Genomic DNA, 18,589 nt, shown 5'->3' on the forward strand with positions numbered 1-18,589 from the left:
GATCTTGCCTTTAGACAAAAAACGAGGGCGGCCCGCTTGGACCGCCCTCGTTGCCCGATGAATTCAGATTTTCGCTACCCTCGCGCTTTGCGGTAGGAATCCTTGAGCGCTATGAGCTCCCCCGAGAAAGCGAAGATATCGCAGCCGTCGACTTCGATTTGCTGCCCCGCTGGAGTGGTGCCGACGAAGCGCCATGATGAAAGCCCGGTGTCGCCCGTCACGACGTGCCGTCCTCTGGTCCACGCGGCCTTCGGGAAAGCATCGAACAGCGCTGCATAGGAGGCGCGCACGGCGTCACGCCCTATATGCTTGCGCCCTTCGGCATCGGGTCCAGCCGAGCCGTGGAAAGCGCAATTCTCAGCCATGCAGTCCATCAGCGCGCCCACGTCGCGGGCGTTCCAGGCTGCGAGGAACCGGTCGAGCACGGCGAGCCGCCTGGCTGCGAGGTCGCCGGCCTCAACGACCTCGACCTCCAGAAAGGCGAGCGGCGCATTGCCGGCATTGATGACGTTATGGGCCACACCCGTCCGCCGCGAATAGGGCACCCCTTGGGTGAGAGCGGCTTGCGCCTGCGCGCCGTCCGGACCTTCGAGACCGAGCTTGCCGTCCGTAAGCGGCACGATGACGTAGTCATGGCCGTGGATGTGCCAGCCGGTCTCGGCCCCGGTGGCAAAGCGCCATTCGGTGACCCGAAAGCGCTCGTCGTCGATATGGACGACCGGTTCGGCTTTCATGCGGGTCATTCAAGTCCCTCCTTGGCAACCGCACCGGTCAGGCGCTCAAGCGTCCGGCCCATGCGCGTCATGATTTCTTTCACATCGTCTTCTGTCGAGATCATCGGCGGGCAGAGCGCGAGCTGATCGCCGATGGCGCGGAAGATGAGGCCTTCCTCGTGGCCGATGCCTGCTGCGATACCCCCTGCGCGCCCAACCTTGACGAAGGGGCGTTTCGTCGCCTTGTCTGCCACCAGCTCAACGGCGCCGATAAGACCGGTGCCCCGCGCTTCGCCGACAAGCGGGTGATCGGCAAATGAGCGGATGCCGGCCTGGAACGACGTCTCGAGGCGGGCCGCGTTTCCGATCAGGTCCCGCTCCTCGAAGATGGCCAGGTTTTCGAGACCCACTGCCGTCGCGACCGGATGACCTGACGCCGTGAAGCCGTGGCCGAAATTGCCGATCGTGGCGGTGTTGTCGGCGATCGCCTGATAGATCGCATCGGAGAAAATGACGGCGGCAAGCGGCATATAAGACGACGTGATTTGCTTGGAGACCGTCATGATATCAGGCGTGAAGCCGTATTTCTGAGCGCCGAAGGGCGTACCAAGCCGCCCGAAACCACAGATCACCTCGTCCGCTATCAGAATGATATCATTTGCCCGGCAGATTTTCTCCACGCCTTCCCAGTACCCGACCGGCGGTGGCAGAACGCCGCCGGCTGCCATGAGCGGCTCTCCTATGAAGGCTGCGATGGTGTCAGCCCCTTCTTCGGCGATCACCGCTTCCAGCTCGGCGAGCAGGCGCGCCGTGAAGGCGGCTTCGTCTTCGCCTGCCATGCCGAAGCGATAGAAGTGCGGGCAGGTCAGGTGGCGAACGGGAATGGCCGGCAGATCGAAGTCGCGATGGTTGACCGGCAAGCCTGTCAGGCTGCCGGAGGCGACGGTGATGCCGTGATAGCCCTTGGTCCGTGCCAGGAATTTCTTCTTTTTTGGCCGGCCCAGCGCGTTGTTCATGAACCACATCATCTTGACGATGGTGTCGTTGGCTTCCGAGCCCGACGACGTGAAGAAGACACGCGTCAGGTTTTCCGGCGTCATCTCCACGAGTTTCTCCGCGAGCCGGATGGATGGCTCATGCGCCTTGGAGGAGAAGGTGTGGTAGTAGGGCAGCTTCAGCATTTGCTGATAGGCAGCGTCGGCCAACCGCTTTTCCGAAAAGCCGACGCCCACCGACCAGAGCCCGGCCAGCCCTTCGATGTATTCCTTGCCGCGTTCGTCATACACACGGATGCCGTCGCCGCGGCTGATGATCAGCGGCCCGGTTTCTTCGTGCTGACGCAGGTTGGTGTAGGGGTGCATGGTGGTGGCGATGTCGGCGGCGGCGAGAGAGTTGGAAAGCGCATCCATGGAAGTCCTCAGCGGCTTGGAGAAATGGTTCGGGCAGTGAGTTCGAGATAGTCCTCGAGTCCCTTGCGTGGAGCTTTCACGATTCGGGAGAGTGAATCATGGCAGGCCGTTGGAATGAGTGTCGATGATCCGCCGCATCAGCGCGGCGACGTCGCGCGCATTCGGCGGATCGGAGTGGATGCAGACGGTGTCGAAGGCGACCGGGCGGATCGTGCCGTCTGTCGTGACGAGTTCGCGTCGGGTAAGCGCCCCCACCATGCGGTGCTCGGCAAGCGTCAGGTCGATGGCCGACTGGACGCGCGGGATGATCAGGCTGCCGCCGGGAGCGTAGGCAAGATCGGGAAAGAACTCGCCCACGAAGGCAACGCCGAGTTCGGCTGCCGCCGTCTCGTGACAGGTTCCCGCCATGCCGAAGAGAGGGACGCCGAACGGCTTGACCGCCGCGGCAATTGCCCGGGCAGTGTCGACGTCGTGCGCGGCCATGCCGTAAATGATGCCATGCGGCTTGACATGGCTGAGTTGCCCGCCCTCGGCGGCCAGCATCCCTGTCAGAGCACCGATTTGGTAGAGGAAGGCAGCTGTCAGTTCCTCCGGCTGAAGTCTCATTTCGCGCCGGCCGAACCCCTCACGATCGGGAAGGGAGGGATGCGCGCCGACCCGCTTGCCATGCGAAAGGGCGAGCCGCACGGTCTTCAGCATCGTCCATGGATCGGAGGCGTGGAAGCCGCAGGCGATGTTGGCGCAATCGATATGAGGCATGATGCCGGCATCGTCACCGAAGCGCCAGTTGCCGTAGCTTTCGCCCATGTCGCAGTTCAGGGTGACCATGGTTTACTTGCCTCAGCCCAGAGTGTTCAACGCCCAGCCGGGGGCGACGTGCGGGAATTCCGGCGGTGGTTCGCGCTCATGCAGCAGTCGAAGCACGCGCGGCGGCGTCAGTGGCAGCTGCCGCACCGGCTTGCCGATGGCGCGTGCCACAGCGCAGCCGATCGCCGCGCCCACCGCCAGGATCGGGACCTCGCCCGCACCCTTGGTGCCTAGAGGCCCCATCGACGGCGCGCCCTCGTAAAGGTCGGCGGCGACCGGAACCACATCCTGCGCCAGCGGCAGGCGATAAGTCTCGAAATCGTCCTGCGCGATGCGTCCGTCGGCGGTGAGCGTCACCTCCTCGTGCAACGCATAGCCGAGCCCCTGTACCACGCCGCCCTGTATCTGGCCCAGGATGGCGCGCGGGTTGAGCGCGCGGCCGACATCTTGAACTACGCGATAGGCCAGCACCTCGACATGGCCGGTGTCCGGATCAACCGCCACCTCGGCCTCGTGAACGACGAAGACGGGAATGTCGAGCGCATCGATGAAATGCCCCATCGCGCAGCCGGACATTGCCGGAGTGTTCCTGGCGGTAAAGGCTCCGCTTCCGGTGATCGGGCCGGTGGTTGCCTGCGCATGGGCGACGACAGCGGGGATCGACATGCCGGAACCGGGACGTCCCGTGATCTCGACACGACCGTCCCGCAGCACCAGGTCTTCCGGTCGGGTCTGGAGCATCTCGCCGGCGGTCCGCAGCAGCTTCTCCCGCACTTCCGCGCAGGCGGCGATGCTCGCGGCACCAATGGACACGGTGGTGCGCCCACCGCCAACGCCGACATCGAGACCGGCGGCATCCGTATCGGCTTCGCGCACGATCACCTGGTCGGGAGCAAGCCCGAGCTGCCCAGCCACGATCTGCGGCAGGGATTGCACCATCGTGCCGGATCCGATCTCCACACCCGAGGTGACCAGCGTTGCGCTGCCGTCGGCGTTCAAATTCACCGTCGCCGCCGAAGGCCCGACGAAAACGAACCATGTGCCGACCGTGGTCGCAATTCCATAGAGCCTGCCGTCGGCCTCGGCCTCTGATGTACCGGTGCTGGCGCGCAGTGTCTCCATGCGATCGAGCATCGGACCCAGCACGTCGGCCTCGAAAACCTGCCCCGTGGCACCGAGATCGCCATCTCCCAGGACATTTTTCTTCCGGAACTCCATTGGGTCGAAGCCTAGCGCATCGCAGATTTCGTCGGTGTGTCGCTCCAACGCGAAGGTGTTGTAGACGCCGTTGCAAGCTCGGAAAGCGCCGTTGGGTGGTGTGTTGGTGTATACGGCGCGGCCGACGAGCCGCGTTGCGCCAACCCTGTAATTGCCGCCCAGCGTGTGCGCCGTCATCGTTGTCAGGAAAACCTGTTCGCCGCCATACGCGCCGCAGTCCATCAGCACGACCGCCTCGCGTCCGGCGATGTATCCTTCGGCGGTGACAGCGGAGCGAATGCGGATTTCCGCATTCTCGCGGCAGAGGCAGGTTGCCATCTCTTCCTGCCGGGTGTTTTCCAGGACCACCGTGCGCCCGGTCATCCGCGCCAGAAGTGCCGTGATCGGCTCGATGGACGCATCGAATTTCAGGCCGAACCCGCCTCCGACAGGCGGCACGGTGACCCGCACACGCCCGGGCGCAAGCTGCATGACCCTTCCGGTGACGTTGCGAACTGTCCAAGGCACCTGCGTCGAGGTCTGGATGTGAGCACGGCCGTCCTCCCAGGAGCCGATGGCAACGCGCGGTTCGAAAGGCACATGGCTCTGCCGGCCGACGGTGAAGCTGCTCTCGACAATGCGTATGTCGGGACGGGCGAAGGCCGCATCGACGTCGCCGCGGCTGGATTTTGCCTCCCATGCGATGTTGCCGGCACGTGCGCCGCCCTCGGTGATCACCTCATAGCCGCGCCAGCCCTCGTGGACGAGACGGGCGGCGGGCTGGAGTGCCTCGGCCATGGTGGACACCGGTACCAGCGGCTCGACCTCAAGCATGATGGCGGCAAGCGCCGCCCGCGCCTGCTTCTCCGTTTCGGCGGCAACGACGGCGATCGGCTCGCCGTGATAGCGGATGGTGTCGATGGCCAGGAGCGGATGGTCGGCAATGCCGATGCCGTAGAGGCCTGGAGCATCGGCGCCGGTCGCCACCGCGCGCACGCCAGGACAGCGAAGTGCCGCCGAAACGTCGAGCTTGCGGATACGCCCCGCGGAAACGGTCGACCGCAGCAGCACGGCATGCAACATGTCGGGGCGAACCCGGTCGTTGGTGTATTTCGTCCGCCCGCGCAGCTTGTCCTGCGCATCGCGGCGGGGAAGATTCATCACCGTGGCGGACAGCTCAGACATGGATGCCTCCCACCGGCTGGCCAGCCTTCCGCGCTTGGTCAAGGCAGTCGGCCACGGCGTCGACGATCCGCTCATATCCGGTGCAGCGGCAGATGTTGCCGACCATCGCGGCCTTGATTTCGGGACGGCTCGCATGCGGATTGTCACGCACGAACGCCGAAAGGCTCATAACCATTCCTGGAAAACACATGCCGCATTGCACGGCATCGGCGGCCTCTAGATTGGCCTGGAGCGGATGCAGCGCCTGGTTTCCGGAGCTCAATCCCTCGATGGTCGTGACCGCGCACCCCTGGACCAGGCCAATCGGCTTCAGGCAGGACGGCACCGCTTCGTCGTCGACATGCACCGTGCAGGCGCCGCAGAAGCCTTCGCGGCACACGGCTTTGGTCCCCGTCAGGAATCGTTCCCGCCGCAAGATGTCGACGAGCGGCGTCATCGGATCGCCGTGAAAGCTGCAGTCCTCGCCATTCAGCTGGAATGTCACAACCATGCCAGGCCCTCGGTCTTGAGAAGTGCGGCAACACCGCGCTTGACCAGCGGCGGAAGAACCTGGCGCCGGTACCAACCCTCCGCTTCCCTGCCGTCGCGGCCCTGAAAATCATTGTGCTCTAGTGCAAGCCCGGCAGCGCGCTCCGGATCGAGCGCGGAGGCCTGGCTTGCCCTCATCGCCTGTTCGAGCGCCGTCCAGCGCCGCGCTACCGGCTCCACCGAGCCGACGGCGATGCGACATCGTTTGTCCTTGTCCACCGCAAGCGAGACGACGGCGACCGGATAGTCGCCAGCCTTCCGAAGCGGCAGGCGGATATGCGCGCTTGCGACAAGGTCGCGGCGCAGATGAATTCTCGTCACAATCGCCTCTGCCAGCAGCGCATGCCTGTCTTTGAGGAAATCCGAAATACCGATGAGTTTTGGGCCTTCGAACGTCTCCAGCTCCACCGTCGCCTCACAGACGAGAAGCGCAGGGGCGAGATCGGCGGCGGCAAAGTCGAGGGCACAAAGGTTACCGCCCACGGTGGCGACCCTTCGGATACCGGGATTGGCCGCGTTCTCCGCCGCGTCAACCAGACCTTCGAAGCCCGCTGCCCCACGCAATGCGCGGCCAAGGACTGCATGGGTAACAGCTGCGCCGATCACGACATGGTCCGAGTCGATTTCGACCTTGGACAAGGCCGGTATTCGGTCGAGTGCGACCACCGCGTCGGGAAGGTCGACCCCGCGTTGGGGATCACGCATCATCCAGGTGCCGCCTGCAAGCACCACCGCGCCCTGCCGGCGTGCTGCCATTGCCTCTTCAAGTGTGCTGGCCGCGGTGAACGATCGTCCCACGCCTGGTGCCATCTGTCATACCCCTCGGAGCAGCCAACCTTCGCGGCGCTGCGACATTGTTGCTCCAGCTTTAGGTTCCTGTGAAATAGTAATTCTTTGAATATGGTATCGAAAAAACAGATAACTCTGGCATCCCGCGAGCGCCCGCAAGATTGCGGCGCGCTCGCTGGCGCTCAGACCCAGTGGGTGACGGTCCGTTTCTCAAAACTCTCCCGGAACTGGGCGGTGGTTTTGGGAAGTAGTTCGCCGGTCTCCCAGTCGAGGATCACGGCATAGTGCCGAACCGCATCGAGCGTATCGATCTCGCCGGAGCGGTATTTGCGCGCGACCTCCTCGGGATCCATGCGTGCCCAGCCCTTCCGTTTCGCCCGGATGTCGGTACGGCAGGCTTCGGTCGCCGTCTCGTCGATTTCGTACTGGCACAGGTCGCGGTCGATTTCGCGGATCACCACACCGTAGTCAGTCCTGGCACGCTCCAGGGAAACGTAGTCGTCGATCACGTCCTCCATCACCTTGCGGGGCTCGCGCTGCAGTGGATCGCCGAAACCACCGCCGCCGGCCGTCGGACGAGCGAACTGGTCGCCTGTGTGGACGGAGTAGTCGGAGAATACGGAGCCGAGCCAGATTTCGGTCTCTTCTCCGGCGCGCTTCATGGTCAAGCCGTGGGGCATCGACGGCAGGCCTCCTTCGACACCCCAGACGACAGCACGCTCGCGGTCGCAAATATAGGACATGACGGCATTTTCAGCCTCAAGCAGCAATGAGGTCTTCTGCACGCCGACGCCGCCCCGCCACTTGCCGGGCCCGGCTGAATCCTGCTTGATCTGGAACTCGAGCGTCCGAGTGGGATTGACCCGCTCGTTGCCTTCGTTCGGCTGCGACATCAGCCCGGTTCCGAAGCAGGCGGTGGTGACATCGGCACCATCCTTGCCGTTGCGCCCGCCCCAGCCGCCAGGCAGCCATTCGTAGAACATGAAGATCGGCTTTTCGGGTTTGCGCGCATCCCGTCCCCCGGCCAGCAGATATTCGAGGTTGAAGGCGCAGGCGATAGCGCGTTCGGGCATGATCTTCGACCACATCTCGAAGATCGCGTTCATGATTTTTTCAAACGGCATCAGGAACCCGGTCACCGCCACCGGCCATTCCGCGCTGACGATGCTGTTCTTCGGCGCGGTCACCTCGATCATCCGGTAAAACCCGCTGTTGAGCGGGAGGTCCGGAAAGAAGGTTTTCATGCCGGCGACCACGGCCGAGAAGGTCGCGCCCGGTGCGGAATTATACATCGAGGCAATGGTCGAGTGGCTTCCCGTAAAATCGTAGTGGATCGTGTCGCCCTTGATCGTCATCTTGATGCGGATCGGGATCATGCCCTCGCCGGCACCGAGATCCCGGTCGATGTAGTCGACCGTCTCCCAGGTGCCGTCGGGCAGCTCCGCCAGACGCTTTCGCACGGCACGTTCGACGTAGTCCTGAACCTCCTCCATACCGCGCATGACCTGGCCGCGCCCGTACTTCTTGACCAGCCGCAGCAGTTCGCGCTCGGCCGCCTGCGTCGCTTGCGCCTGGGAATGGATGTCGCCAATGATCGATGCGGGATCGCGCGTGTTGGCCGCGATCATGTTGGCAACATCGGAGCAGAAGCGGCCGCGCTGGAAAAGGCGCAGCGGCGTTATCCGCAGCCCTTCGCGGAACATGTCGCGGGCGGTGACGTCGAAGGAGCCCGGCACCGAGCCGCCGAGATCCGACCAGTGTCCGTTCGACTGGGAGAAGCCGATCAGTTTGTCTTCATCGAAGATCGGCCGGACGAGCCGAACGTCGCTGAAATGCGTACCGCCGGCATAAGGATCGTTGATTGCGTAGACATCGCCGGGTGCCATATCGCCTTCGAAGACCCGGATCACTTCCTTACACGTGTTGTGCAATGTGCCGACATGGACCGCGATGTCGTAGTTGCCCTGGGCGACGGAGTTGCCATCGGCGTCGTGCAGGGCATTCGAAAAGTCTCGGTTGTAGATGACGAAGGAATAGCAGGTGCGAAGCATCTGTTCGGCCATCTGGTCGACGGTGGTGATGAAGGAGTTCTTCAGCACCTCGAACGTTACCGGATCGAGGCCAGGGCTCGTTTCAATCAGCTTTGTCATGTCTCAGCCTTTCGTCACGATGAGAATGTTCAGGAAGCCGTCGACGGTCGCGCTCATTCCCGGCGGAACCACGGTGGTGGAATCGAACTGTTCGACGATGGCGGGTCCCGCAAAGGCAGCGCCGGCGCTGAGTTGATCGCGTTCATAGACAGCCGCGTCATGAGATACGCCGTCGAACCAGACGCCGCGGCGGCCGAGCGGCTCGGGCACATGAGGCAAGACTTCGTGTCGCGGTATCTCGGCTTTCGGGACGATGCCGATCGCCTTGACCGCGATGCGGAAGATCGACACCGGCGCCTCTTCGCGGCGGTAGTTGAACTCGCGTTCGTGTTCGTTGTGGAATGCCTCGATCAGCGGGCAGATGCTCTCGATCCGCGCCGGGGCTGACACCGCGAGCGAGCGCCATTGGCCCTGGTACATCATCTCGACCGTGCGCTGCAGCGCCATGTCTTCCTGCGCCACGCCCTCATGGCCCAGACGCTCAACCGCCTGTTTTTCCATCAGAACGAAGGCTGCCTGCATCTCGGCGGACGAGACAGTCGAAGCATCGGCCATGAAGCTTTCGGAGAAATCGTGCTGCACGTCGACGAGAAGGCAACCGAGCGCGGAGGTGACGCCGGGATTGGGCGGTACGATCACGGTTGGAATCGAAAGCTCCTTGGCCACGGCCGCTCCGTGCAAAGCGCCAGCACCGCCGAATGCGACCAGCGCAAAGTCGCGCGGGTCGTAGCCTCGGCTGATGGAGAGAAGCCGGACGGCATTGCCCATATTGGCGTTGGCGACGGCGATGATCGCCTCGGCCGCCTGGTGGAGTTCCATGCCGAAGGGTTCCGCCACCGTCTCCTGAACCGCCTCGGCGGCCAGAGCGGGGTCGAGCGTGATCTTGCCGCCCGCAAGGCTGGTGCCGAGACGGCCGAGCACCACATTGGCATCGGTGTTGGTGGCAATGAGGTTGCCATTCTTGTAGCAGGCCGGACCTGGAAAGGCGCCAGCGGACTGCGGCCCGTTGCGCAAGCTGCCGCCCTCGTCCTGCCATGCCAACGACCCGCCGCCCGCACCGATGGTCAATACCTCGATGGAGGGGAAGCGGATCGGATATCCGAATTCGATGTACCAGTCCTTTGTGATGCGCGACTCCCCGTTCCAGGCCAGCGAGACGTCGGTGCTGGTGCCGCCCATGTCGAAGCCGATCGAGTTCGGGTAGCCACAGAGATTTCCGATGAAGCGGCTTGCGATCGCTCCGGCGGCGATGCCGGATCCCGCGAGCCGGGCTGAGAAATCCTTGACGCTCGCGGGCGTCATGACCCCGCCACCGCTGTGCAGCAACAGGAGATCTCGCTTGTATCCGGCGTCGGCAAGCTTTTCTCCGAGACGCGACACGTAGTCGACGACGACCGGGGCGCAGACGGCGTTCGCCATGGTGGTGGAAAAACGTTCGTGCTCGAAGATTTCCGGCATCACCTCCGAGGAGATCGAGACCGGCAGATCCGGCATTGCCTCCTTCAGGATCTCACGCATGCGGCGCTCGTTGGCGCCGTTGACATAGGAGTTCATGAAGCAGACGGCGATGGACTTGACCTGCCGTTTCTTGAGAATCTCCGCGACACGGCGCGCGGCCTCTTCGTCCAACGCTTCCAGGATCGTGCCCTCGGCACTGACCCGTTCCCGGACGGTCAGCCGGTCGCGGCGCGGGATATAGGGCTTGGCGACATCTTTGTAGGTGTCCCAGAGATCTTCCTTGTTGGCGCGACGGATCTCTACAACGTCACGAAAACCCTCGCTGCAGACCATTGCGGTGCGCGGCAGACGGCGGGTGATCAGCGCATTGGTGGCGACCGTCGTACCATGAGAGAACATCGTTACCTCCGAAAGATCGATGCGCCCCTGCTCCACGCCATTCATGATGGCCTGCATGGGATCGTCAGGCGTGGAGGCGGTTTTTTCGATGCGGATCGCTCCGCTGTCTTCGTCCATGATGCAGATGTCGGTGAAAGTCCCTCCGACATCGACGGCAACTCTGATTCGGCTCATGACAGTTCCTTCGCAAGGTCTTGCGGGCAAAGCCCCGCCTTCGTCGCCCCTTGCCGGGGAGACGTTGCATGAATGGTGGAATTGGCCCGGATTTCGTCGGGACTAGTGGCGCTCTCGCGAGGCCGAAGAGCCGCCCGCCCGGTTCGCTGCTTCGCGACGGGTATCCGTCGGTGCGCAGCCGAACCGCGTCCGGTAGTGCTTGCAGAACTGGGACTGGTCGGCGAAGCCCCAGCGGTAAGCAATCTCGGCTACGCTGCTGATGTTGGTCACCGACATCAGCTCCTCGGCGCAAAGTTCAAGCCGGGCGTCGCGGATGAAGCCGTTGATCGACTGGTTGCTGTCCTGAAAAAGGACCTGCAGGTAACGCAGGGAGATGCCGCAGGCATCAGCCACCGCCTGCGGGCCGAGGTCGGAATTCTTCAGGTTGTCGCGAATATACTGCTCGGCACGATGCAAATGGCCGGCCCGGATCGACGAGATGCTGCTGTCCAGCACGCGATCGTCGCTCACGATCGACAGGCACAGCATTTCCAGGATGTGCCTGCCCATCATCTCACGAGCGACTTCAGTGATCTCATCGAGATGGCCGATCGTGGTTCGCACCGTGTCGAGGAAGAGCGCGGCGATGCCTTGGGTCGCGTCGAAACTGAGCGCACTGAGCCGTTCGGCGGATCCGATCCGTGCCCGAACGCTCGATGATGGTACCTTGAGGACCCACAGCGCGTTTGGCTTGCCGTGCCAGAATTCGTAAGGCGCATCTCCCCGCTCGACGAGAAAGCCCCCCGGCCTGCAATTGACGGTTCTCGACCCTTGCGAGAAATTCACCTCCGACATCTCCGGGATCGTGATGAGCAGGCTGGCGTCACGCTCGTTGAGGAAGTGGCGGCGGTGGCGACGATAGCTTACGGCATCGCAGCGCATTTTAGACACGCTGACGAGCCCAAGCGAGAAGGTTTCCAGCGTGCCTGAAAATTCGCGACGGTTCCGATACTCGGTGTCGAGCGGAAAATAGGCTTCGGTAACAGCGGCTTGCCAGGCATCACCGCCTGCGGGACCGCCGATCGTATCGACGACGTATTTCATTCCCCGACCTTTCTGGTTGACCCGGTTGTCCCGGTGTTGTTCCGAAGATTACAGGAATTCACCGGCGCGTATTGGTCAAAAACGAATAAACTTATGTGGTCGGTTGGCCCAGGACCGGAGCTCGCGACGGTTGCAGTTGTCGTCACGATCAGTGTGCAGCTGATCAAACCAGCCTTGGCGCGCAAACCGCCAGCCGACTTGGAACCATGCATTCTTTTCGCACACTCATTCAGGAAAAGTTGTCGGCTTCCAGATGTGGGCGGAAATGATGTCCTGCAGTTCCGTGCGTACGGAAGAGTGGCAGCAGCGTGTAGCGGCGGAAAGCGACAATGTCCGCCTCGTCCTCAATCGAGAGCACCGTCGATCTCGGTTCCTTCGGACCAGTCGATAGATCGGCGACCGAAGCTCGCCTCTTCCACTTCGCAACCGTCTTCCGGTTGATCCCGTAGCGCTTGGCCAGCCCCCTCAGGCTCTCTTGACTATGCTGTATCGCTCGACGGACCGCCTCTGTCGTTTTGGCGCTCCCATGCAGAACTTGGCCCATAGCGCATCCTTTCATTCGGGAGACAAGGATGCTCCATAAAGCCCGGGATCAAACATCTAGGATCATCAGATCCAGCACCAAAGAAACAGAGGGGCTGTCGGCAGGGAACATGCAGACCATGAGCGACTGGTTGTCGGCTTGTCTCCGACTGCTCTGCGTCAGAATCACCTCAAAAGCGAAGTCGCTTGGCTAATCCGTCATTTCTGGCGAAAGGCGGAGTGGAACGACACAACCAGCGGGCCCAGAATGTAGTCGAGCGCGGTGCGTTCCTCGGTGACGATCATGACTGACGCTGGCATGCCCGGATAAAGCGCAATCTGTGGGGCTGCTGCCAATTCCACCGGATCGACCGCTACGTCGGCAAGATAGTAGGGAAACCCGGTCTTGCTGTCGGTAATGCGATCCGCCGAAATGCGGGTGACGCGGCCATGAATTATGGGTATTGAGCGCTGCTTGTAGGATGTAAAACGAACTTCGGCAGCCATATCGGGTCGCAGGTTCGATATGTCCTCGACGCGAATCTGGGCCTGGACGATCAGCGAATTTTCGGTCGGCACGATATCGAGGATGGTCTGGCCCGGCGAAACGATCGCGCCTATCGAGAAGACGCTGAGATCCATCACCTGGCCGTCATACGGCGCGCGCACCTCGGCTCGGTCCATGGCAGCCTGGGCGGCAAACATCTTGGGCACGAGGTCGGAAAGGCTCGATTGCGTATCGATCAGCATGGCCGACAGCTTGGCTCGGCGCTCATTTGTCAATTGTGCGATCTGGCTTTCGAGTTCGGCTTTGCTCTGTTGGCTGCCGCCGATCGCGCCGAGGTTCTCATCGATCAGGCCCTGCAGATCCGAGGCGGATCTTTCCAGCTCCAGGATGCGTGGGCGGGTCGTCAATCCGGCCTTGAGCAGCTTCGACAGGCTGGCCTTCTCGTTGATCGTCGATTGCAACTGGGCATGGTAAGATTCGACCCGAGACTGCTTGCCCTGGATCTGCTCCTCGAGTTCGGCAATGCGCCGCTCGAGGATCTGCCTGGCGCCGGCCATCGAGGCGCGTTGGCTTTCCAGATCGGCGATCTGGTTTGCCATTGCATCCCTAAGGTAGTCTTCGTGCTCTTTGAGAATGTCCTTGGGAAAGGCAACAACCTCGCTGCCGTCCAGTTCGGCTCGGATCCTGGCATCGGTTGCGCGCAACAGCGCATATTGCTGGGCATAAAGATTGAACTCGGACCGAATCCTGGTGTCGTCCAGCTTCAGCATGATGTCGCCCTTCCTGACGACGTCGCCATCCTTGACGCGGATCTCCTTCACCGTACCGCCGTCGAAGTGCTGTACGCTTTTGCGATTCCCATCCACCTTGACGATGGCGTCGGCAAGCACGGCGCCGTTCAGCGGGGCAAAGGCCGCCCAGCCGCCAAAGATGCCAAAGAAAGCAACGATGATCAGCAGACCGATATAGGCCGGCACCCGGATCGAATCCGGGGCCAGAATACCGGCGTCGCCAGGCAGGCTCCGGTAGGTAAGCGCGCCGTCGCTCATCGCTCTCTCCAAACACGGTTCATTGCGTTGCCACCGCCATTGGAGCCGCGCGCTGGTTTAGGAGCGCCACGATCTCGTTTCTCATGCCAAAGGCCTCGACGGCGCCATCGCGCAACAGGAGGATCTTGTCGACATTCGCCAGGGTCGAGGGCCGGTGAGAGACGATGATCACCGTACTGCCGCGGCGCTTGAGTTCGATCGCGCAGTCGCTCAGCGCGCGGTCGCCATCGGCGTCGAGATTGGAGCTGGGCTCGTCGAGAATGATCAGGTTCGGCGTTCCGAACACCGCACGGGCAAGGGCGATCCGTTGCCGATATCCTCCTGACAGCACTGCGCCACCTTCGCCGATCTGGGTCTCATAGCCCTGCGGCAGGCGGATGATCATCTCATGCACGCCGGCGAGCCGCGCGGCCTCGATGACCTCCTGGTCGACATTGGTCTTGAATCGCCCGATGTTGGCGGCGACCGTATCGGAGAAGAGTTCGATATCCTGCGGCAGGTAGCCGATGTGGTCGCCGAGCGCGTCGTGTCCCCATTGCGACAGGTCGGCGCCGTCCAGCCTGACGGTACCGCGGCTGGGTTGCATGACGCCCGCGAGATGACGCGCCAGCGTCGACTTGCCGGCGCCGGAAGGGCCGACGATTCCCAGCGTCTCGCCTGCTTCCAGCCGGAACGATACGTCCCGCAGAAGCACTTTCTGCTGGCTTGCAATTGCAAAGCTGACCTGCTCAACCGAAATCTTGCCGGTGGGCTTGGGCAGGTTGAACGATCTTTCGCTCTGCGCGCCCCCGTCGACCAGCTTCTCGACCCTTGCCAACGCCGCCCGCCCCAGGATCAGGCTGCGCCAAAGGCCGACGATCTGCTCGACCGGCTGTAGCCCCCGGCCCAGCAAGAGGCTCGCGGCGAACATGGTGCCGCCGGTGATCTGCCGTTCGATCACCAGATAGGCGCCGAGGCCGAGGATCAGCGACTGCATGGTGAGCCGCAGGAAACGGATCAGACCCGACATCAGTGCGGCGCGATCGCTTGCCTCCGCCTGGCGCCGCAGCGCCAAATTGCGGTCGCGTCCCCAGCGGCGGATGAGGCCGTCGATCATCCCCATGGCGCGAACGACTTCGGCGTTTCTGAGGCTCATCTCGGTGAAATTATAGTTGGTCGTTGCCAGGTCGTTGGCCTGCTTCAGCGGCGAACGCACGATATATTCGTTTAGCACCGCCATGGCGACCAGAAGCAGCGAGCAGCCCAGCGCGAAGAAGCCGAGCCAGGGGTGCAGCAGGAAGATGATGCCGATGTAGATGGGCGACCATGGCAGGTCGAACAAAGCGTGGATGCCGCTGCCGGTGATGACCTGCCTGAACGTGTCGAAGTCTCGGATGGGCTGGCTCGGCGACGAGCCGGGCGATGGGGTCTCGACCGACGCGGCCAGGACTTTTGCCGACAGCAGCCGGTCGAGCCGCGCACTGGCACGCGTCAGGATGGAGGCGCGCACCAGGTCGAGGCCGGCCAGCGAAAGAAAGGCCGCCAGCAACACCAGGGTCAGCATCACCAGCGTGGTTTCGCTGCCGCTGGTGACGACCCTGTCATAGATCTGCAGCATGTAGAGTGGGGACGCGAGATAGAGCAGATTGATGGCCAGGCTGAACGCCGCCGCTACCAGGAAATAGCGGCGGCAGGCCCGAAGCGCATCCTTCACAATTCGAGATTTGCTATCCACGTCCAGAACCCCACTCGATACGCATCAGGCCAGGTGGGCCGCCGCTGGCGGCGGCCTTTTGGTTCACACCACGAAGTCGCTTGAAATTGCTCCATTGCCAACGCCCGTCAGCGTGAATTCCGCCGGATTGTACGAAACGGCGGTATGGCCTTGGCCGTCATCGGCAAGCTTGAAGCCGTTCGCATCGTAGCTGCCGACCAGATGCAGCGCGGTACCGTGGGTGCCGTCCGAAACGGTCAGCGTTCCGCCGCTGCCATCCTGGTTTGCCTGGTAGACGGCCGTCGTTCCCGCGCCGAACAGGATGTCCTCTAGCTCCAGCCTGTCGTCATTGGTGATGCCGCCGATCCGCCCGCTGAAATCGAAGGAATCGTCGAGCTGCAGCGTGCCGGCCGCATCGTGCGCGAAGGTGACATCCGTCGACGAGGCGCTGCCGAACTCAAGCTTCGACAGGTTGCCGATCGTGGCATCGCCGTCGCCAGTGACCTGGCCATGGATGACGATGTCGCCGCCATTGGCCAACAGCATGCCGGAATTCGCCAGCCCGCCGGTGATCGTCAGTCCACCTGAACCGGTCGCCTCCAATGTTCCGGAGTTGGTGACGACGCTGCCCCCCGTATCGATGACCAGCGCATTCGCGCCGGAGGCGATAATGGTGCCCTGGTTGTCGAGGCTCAGCATCCCGCCGCCCAACTGGCCGGCGCCCGATATCGTGTTGTCGACATTGACCAGAGTGACGTCCGGCCCCGTGCCGGAGATCACGTTGGCGGCGCTGTCGGACAACAGTATCTGCCCGCCGCCCTGCAGGGTCACGCCATGCTGGATGATTTGCAGCAGCGTTTCACCGCCGGTCGAGTCCAGCGAGATGAGGCCGCTATTGTTGATCATGCCGCTCAGCGGCAGCAAGGCGCCGTCGCCGACCGTCATGGTGCCGGCATTGTTGACCACCGGCGTCTGGTCGAAGACGAAATTGCCTGCCGTCAGCGCGCCCGAGTGCACGCCATCCAGCGTGATCGACTGCCCATCGCCCAGCGTGATCACCGCGTTGCCGTGGGCATCGTCGGCGATATGGGTCTGCAGGTCGGCAAAGTCCGCCAGTCCGTTGTAGCCGATAAGGTCGATCTGGTCGGCCGCGGCGTCGAAATTGTGCACCGTGTCGGCACCGATCGGCTGCGAGAAGACGAAGAGATCGTTGCCGCTGGACCCGGTCAGCACGTCGTCGCCCGACCAGGCAAAGATCGGCGAACCCGGCGCGTAGGCCTCGACATTGTCGGCGATCGACGCGCTGCCCGAGGTGCCGTCGGCGTTGATCCAGGTCATCTGGACGTCGAGCACGGCTGCCCCGGTGAAACTGACCGGTGTGGTGACGGTCAGCCCGTGCAGGTCGTTGGTCTGTGTCGTCCAGCTTCCATCGGCGTTATGCGTCGCGCCGTCGATGGTCCAGCCCGAAGGTACGTCCTTCACCGTGACGGTGATGAGCGCACCTTCATGCGAGGGATCGGCCAGGGCGAGATTGATGGGCTCGCCGGAGGTGCCGGCGGGTGCAGCCACGCTAATCGTGACATGATGCACGACGCTAGTGTTGGTGCCGTCGCTGGCGACGATGTCTATGTTTCGGGCCGGACTAGAAATGTGGGAGCCAGGCTTCGTATCGGAATACTGAAGCCCTCGAAGAATGGTTTGATATGTACTGACCGACGCGATCCCCGTTATTGTCAGAGTTACCGGATCGGTGTTGTTCGCAACGCTTGACGTAAATGTTACCGCCAGCCCCGCTGCTGTGGCGGCAGAAGTTGCCGCTGCACTAAGGGAGAGTATCTCCCTAATGCCCGAACCTCCCGAACTGTTGTCTTGCGGATTGGTCAGGGTGATCGTTAGTGAAGTCAGGTTTGCGGAATCGGCGTCGGTGATTGTTGCCGACGACGTGATTAGTAGCGGCGAGGTTGCATGCGGATAGCTTGCGATGGCATCGTTGCCGGTGGTAGCTCCATTCAGGTCTACGACCGGGGGTTGGCCTCCACCTGTGACATTGATCGTCGCGATGGCGCTGCTTGTGTCCGTGCCTCCATTGGCGGTGCCATCGCCGTCAATCAATGTGTAGGTAACCGTCTTGGTCGTGGTCGCACTGGTCGCGTTCGAATAGAGGATGTGGTCAGCAACGGCCTGCGCCACCGCCGGCGTGGCGCTGTTGGAATTGAAGTTGATGACCAGGCTCGTCCCGTTCGTGCCACCTGTGAATGTTCCGATGACAACGCCACCATAGGTGACGTTGCTGCCGCTGACGCCGGTCTGACCGGCGCCGGTGCCCTGGTTCTGGATGGTAAGCTGGTCGGCCGACGTGCCATTCGCGGTGAAGCCAATAGTGAGTGACCCACCGTTGAAATTGGCCGAGTCGATATCCGTCACTGTACCCGAAGGTGCGATTGCGGTGGCAGCGGAACCGGCTGTGTAGCTAACGCTTGTGGAGGTTCCTAACGTTCCGCTGTTCAGATCTATGACGGCCGCGTCGTTGGTGCCGTGGATGGTGAAGCTGACGTCCTTGGGGGTGCCGTCGGCCGCCGTCACCGTGAAGGTGTCGACATGGGTGATGCCGGCGCCCAGGAACTGAACGTCGGCATTGGCGACCGAGTAGGTGTAGCTGCCGTTGGCCGCAAGCACCAGGCCGCCCAGGTTGCCGGCCGCGCCGGCGACGGTGGTCTGGAAGTGAGCCTCGCCGGCGTCGACGTCGCTGATCGAGATCGTGCCCGACGCGCTGAGCGTCACGGCTGCGCTGTTGGGCGTGTCCTCGGTGACGTCGGCCACCGTCGGCGTGCCGATCACGGCCGCGTCGTTGGTGCCGTGGATGGTGACGGTGACCAGCTGCTCGACCGTTCCGCCATGGCCGTCGTCGACGGTGACGGTGAACTT

12 protein-coding genes and 1 pseudogene are annotated in these 18,589 nt (G+C 62.8%); all 13 read right to left on the reverse strand.

Annotation, left to right across the window (positions count from 1 at the left end; all coding sequences use genetic code 11):
* Nucleotides 1-74: 74 nt before the first annotated feature.
* Nucleotides 75-743 (reverse strand): nuclear transport factor 2 family protein, encoded by a 669-nt coding sequence (locus LB559_RS30095; protein WP_224675666.1) that lies wholly within the window; start codon nucleotides 741-743, stop codon nucleotides 75-77.
* Nucleotides 740-2,122, reverse strand: a complete 1,383-nt coding sequence (locus tag LB559_RS30100) for an aspartate aminotransferase family protein (RefSeq protein ID WP_224675667.1) — start codon at nucleotides 2,120-2,122, stop codon at nucleotides 740-742. Before LB559_RS30100 ends, LB559_RS30095 begins: the two co-directional genes overlap by 4 nt.
* Nucleotides 2,123-2,218: 96 nt before the next feature.
* Complete coding sequence (locus LB559_RS30105) at nucleotides 2,219-2,950, reverse strand: LamB/YcsF family protein (RefSeq protein ID WP_224675668.1); 732 nt, start codon at nucleotides 2,948-2,950, stop codon at nucleotides 2,219-2,221.
* A gap of 12 nt (nucleotides 2,951-2,962) precedes the next feature.
* On the reverse strand, nucleotides 2,963-5,311 hold the full coding sequence (locus tag LB559_RS30110) for a xanthine dehydrogenase family protein molybdopterin-binding subunit (RefSeq protein WP_224675669.1): 2,349 nt from the start codon (nucleotides 5,309-5,311) through the stop codon (nucleotides 2,963-2,965).
* Nucleotides 5,304-5,801: a (2Fe-2S)-binding protein gene (locus tag LB559_RS30115; RefSeq protein WP_224675670.1), complete on the reverse strand. Its 498-nt coding sequence runs from the start codon at nucleotides 5,799-5,801 to the stop codon at nucleotides 5,304-5,306. The genes LB559_RS30110 and LB559_RS30115 overlap by 8 nt, the downstream gene beginning before the upstream one ends.
* Complete coding sequence (locus LB559_RS30120; protein WP_224675671.1) at nucleotides 5,792-6,649, reverse strand: FAD binding domain-containing protein; 858 nt, start codon at nucleotides 6,647-6,649, stop codon at nucleotides 5,792-5,794. The genes LB559_RS30115 and LB559_RS30120 overlap by 10 nt, the downstream gene beginning before the upstream one ends.
* 161 nt (nucleotides 6,650-6,810) lie before the next feature.
* Complete coding sequence (locus LB559_RS30125) at nucleotides 6,811-8,778, reverse strand: hydantoinase B/oxoprolinase family protein (RefSeq protein WP_127366645.1); 1,968 nt, start codon at nucleotides 8,776-8,778, stop codon at nucleotides 6,811-6,813.
* Nucleotides 8,779-8,781: 3 nt separating this feature from the next.
* Nucleotides 8,782-10,809, reverse strand: coding sequence for a hydantoinase/oxoprolinase family protein (locus tag LB559_RS30130; RefSeq protein WP_224675672.1), 2,028 nt, complete (start codon nucleotides 10,807-10,809; stop codon nucleotides 8,782-8,784).
* A gap of 102 nt (nucleotides 10,810-10,911) precedes the next feature.
* Nucleotides 10,912-11,892, reverse strand: a complete 981-nt coding sequence (locus LB559_RS30135) for a helix-turn-helix domain-containing protein (RefSeq protein WP_013533169.1) — start codon at nucleotides 11,890-11,892, stop codon at nucleotides 10,912-10,914.
* 295 nt (nucleotides 11,893-12,187) lie between these two features.
* Nucleotides 12,188-12,436: pseudogene (locus LB559_RS30140) on the reverse strand (IS481 family transposase); the annotation flags it as partial.
* Nucleotides 12,437-12,633: 197 nt separating this feature from the next.
* Nucleotides 12,634-13,971, reverse strand: a complete 1,338-nt coding sequence (locus tag LB559_RS30145) for an HlyD family type I secretion periplasmic adaptor subunit (RefSeq protein WP_063171488.1) — start codon at nucleotides 13,969-13,971, stop codon at nucleotides 12,634-12,636.
* A gap of 19 nt (nucleotides 13,972-13,990) precedes the next feature.
* Complete coding sequence (locus tag LB559_RS30150) at nucleotides 13,991-15,685, reverse strand: type I secretion system permease/ATPase (protein WP_013533172.1); 1,695 nt, start codon at nucleotides 15,683-15,685, stop codon at nucleotides 13,991-13,993.
* 63 nt (nucleotides 15,686-15,748) lie between these two features.
* Nucleotides 15,749-18,589, reverse strand: a 2,841-nt coding sequence (locus tag LB559_RS30155; RefSeq protein WP_224675673.1) for a VCBS domain-containing protein, incomplete at its 5' end; no start/stop codon positions are given.

It is taken from the genome of Mesorhizobium sp. BR1-1-3, assembly GCF_020165455.1.
Lineage (GTDB): Bacteria > Pseudomonadota > Alphaproteobacteria > Rhizobiales > Rhizobiaceae > Mesorhizobium > Mesorhizobium ciceri.